The organism is Leucobacter soli (genome assembly GCF_042659205.1).
In the GTDB taxonomy this organism is placed as follows: domain Bacteria; phylum Actinomycetota; class Actinomycetes; order Actinomycetales; family Microbacteriaceae; genus Leucobacter; species Leucobacter soli.
On the sequence record NZ_JBHSRW010000244.1, the window covers coordinates 1 to 3174 of the forward strand.

At 68.0% G+C, this 3174-nt stretch carries 2 protein-coding genes; one reads left to right on the forward strand and one right to left on the reverse strand.

The genetic code is table 11. The annotated features are described in order from the left end of the window. Positions 1-1952 (forward strand): translation initiation factor IF-2 (gene infB / locus ACFPZL_RS11525; protein ID WP_382335504.1); only part of this gene is annotated, 1952 nt, incomplete at its 5' end. A 621-nt stretch (positions 1953-2573) separates the two neighbouring features. Here the strand turns inward: infB and ACFPZL_RS11530 are convergent. Then, entirely contained in the window at positions 2574-3062 is a 489-nt protein-coding gene (locus ACFPZL_RS11530) for a DUF805 domain-containing protein (RefSeq protein WP_236021886.1), read from the reverse strand. Positions 3063-3174 lie beyond the last annotated feature (112 nt).

Sequence of the window (3174 nt, forward strand, 5' to 3'; positions counted from 1 at the left end):
GCGGAGGCCGTGGTGCGAGCACGGCCGGTGCGTTCGGCCGCGGCGGCGGAAAGAGCAAGGCGCGCAAGTCGAAGCGGGCGAAGCGGCAAGAGTTCGAGATGCGGGAGGCCCCGTCGCTGGGCGGCGTCAGCGTCCCCCGCGGCGACGGCTCGACCCCGATCCGTCTGCGCCGCGGCGCGTCGCTCAGCGACTTCGCCGACAAGATCAACACCAGCGCGTCGAACCTCGTGACCGTGCTGTTCCATCTCGGTGAGATGGCGACTGCTACGGAGTCGCTCGACGAGGCGACGTTCGAGATCCTCGGTGACGAGCTGGGCTACAAGATCCAGATCGTCTCGCCCGAGGACGAGGACCGCGAGCTGCTCGAGGGCTTCGACATCGACATCGAGGGCGAGCTCGACGAGGAGGGCGACGACGTCCTGCAGCCGCGGCCGCCGGTCGTCACCGTCATGGGTCACGTCGATCACGGCAAGACCCGACTGCTCGACGCGATCCGCCAGGCGAACGTGGGCGGCGGCGAGGCCGGCGGCATCACGCAGCACATCGGCGCGTACCAGGTGCACACTCAGCACGAGGGCGTCGACCGTGCGCTGACCTTCATCGACACCCCGGGCCACGAGGCGTTCACCGCCATGCGCGCCCGTGGTGCGCAGGTCACCGACATCGCGATCCTCGTGGTCGCCGCCGACGACGGCATCATGCCCCAGACGATCGAGGCGCTGAACCACGCCCAGTCGGCCAACGTGCCGATCGTGGTCGCGGTGAACAAGATCGACAAGGAGGGCGCGAACCCCGACAAGGTGCGCCAGCAGCTCACCGAGTTCGGCCTCGTGGCCGAGGAGTGGGGCGGTGAAGTCATGTTCCGCGACGTCTCTGCGAAGAACAACGTCGGCATCACCGAGCTGCTCGACGCGGTCCTGCTCACCGCGGACGCAGGGCTCGACCTGCGCGCGAACCCCGACAAGGACGCCCGAGGCGTCGCCATCGAGGCGAAGCTCGACAAGGGCCGCGGCGCCGTGGCGACCGTGCTCATCCAGTCGGGAACGCTGCGCGTCGGCGATGCCATCGTGGCGGGCACGGCCTACGGTCGCGTCCGTGCGATGCACGACGAGAACGGTGAAGCGGTCGAGGAAGCGCTGCCTTCGCGGCCGGTGCAGGTGCAGGGTCTCTCGAGCGTTCCACGCGCGGGCGACAACTTCATCGTCACCTCCGAGGACCGCACGGCGCGTCAGATCGCCGAGAAGCGCGAGGCCGTCGAGCGCAACGCCCAGCTGGCCAAGGCCCGCAAACGCATCAGCCTCGAGGACTTCACCAAGGCCCTCGAAGAGGGCAAGGTCGAGTCGCTCAACCTCATCATCAAGGGCGACGTGTCGGGTGCCGTCGAGGCGCTCGAGGAGTCGCTGATGAAGATCGAGGTCGACGACTCCGTGCAGCTGCGCATCCTCCACCGCGGTGTCGGTGCGATCACCGCGAGCGACATCGACCTCGCGACGATCGACAACGCCATCGTGATCGGCTTCAACGTGCGCCCCGACGTGAAGGCTCGCGAGCGGGCCGCGCGCGAGGGCATCGACATCCGGTTCTACAACGTGATCTACAACGCGCTCGATGACATCGAGAACTCGCTCACGGGCATGCTCAAGCCCGAGTACGAGGAGGTCCAGTCGGGTGTGGCGGAGATCCGCGAGGTGTTCCGCTCCTCGAAGTTCGGCAACATCGCCGGCGTCATCGTCCGCAGCGGTACCATCACGCGCAACGCCAAGGCGCGCGTGATCCGCGAGGGGGTCGTGCTCGCCGACGGCTTGGCCATCGAGTCGCTGCGCCGGTTCAAGGACGACGTGACCGAGGTCAAGACCGACTTCGAGTGCGGCATCGGCCTGGGCAAGTTCAACGACATCCAGGTCGGCGACGAGATCGAGACCACCGAGATGGTCGAGAAGCCGCGCGGCTGAGCGAGACGAACTCCTCGGCGCGAAGGATCGGGGGCCGTGCGACATCGTGTCGCACGGCCCCCTTTTCCGTATTCGGACGCGATCAGGCGTTGCGGACTCGGCCGCACGGAATCGCACGGGATCGTCGAAACCCTAAGAGACCGTCGAAACCCTAAGGGGCCGTCGAAACAGTACGGGATCGTCGAGACAGTACGGGACCGTGGGTCGAAGACGTGCAGTGCGGACGATCGCGTACTGTCTCGTGCGAGTGCGTGCGGGTTGGTGGCGATCGCGTCTCCGATCGCGATATGCGCGACGGTGACGTCCTGCTCATCGATGCGCACGTGCGCACGTTCCTGCGGGTGCGCGATGCCGATCCCGAGGTGGTGGAGAGGTCGGCGGGAGTACCCGTACCGGAGGGCCGTCTGAGTGGGAGTGAGTCCACCCGCGACGATCGTCGATACCGCGATGCGGGCATTCGGCAGGCATCTGACTGTGCCGCGTGACGCGACTCATCAGGGGCGCATCGGGTGAGACATCTGCCACGAACCCAGACAGGCCCCGCTCCGCGGGATACGGGAAGGCCCGCCGCAGCTGCGCTGCGACGGGCCGGTGCCTCGGAGGGCGGTGCGCCGTAGTCGGTCAGGCGCGGGGCGCGTCGTAGCGACGCCCCTCGACCTTCGACGGCATGAGCGAGAACACCAGCACCACGACGCTGCCGACCCAGCCGATGTAGGGGATGGCCGCGGCGAGGGAGAGCAGGTACAGCGGCCCGGCGAAGTTCGCATCGTGGAAGCGCCGCCAGCCGACGGCGAAGCTCGGGATGAGCAGTGCCAGTGAGACGAGGCCGGTGAGGATCGCGCCGATCACGAGGAGGATGATGGCCCCCACCGCGGGCGCGGCAGACCCGTAGCCGTAGCTGTAGGGGTCGTAGGAGTAGCTCGACGTGGAGATCCCCATGCCGATCAGGCCGACCATGAGCAGGATGATCGGTACGAGCTGCACGAGGAATACGAAGAGCGAGACCCACCAGTACTCGCTGCGCGAGGCGCGGCCGTTGAAGTCGGCGTACTGCTTGAAGAAGCGCTTGATGGCCTGACCGAACGTCGCGCCGTAGAGCGGGCGCGTCAGGTCTTCGGGGTCGGTCGCGCCGTCGAACGGGCCGCCGGGTCCGGGAGCGCCGTAGACCGGCGCCGGGTAGGCGGGCTGCGCGCCGTACTGCGGCGCACCGTAGGGCTGCTGC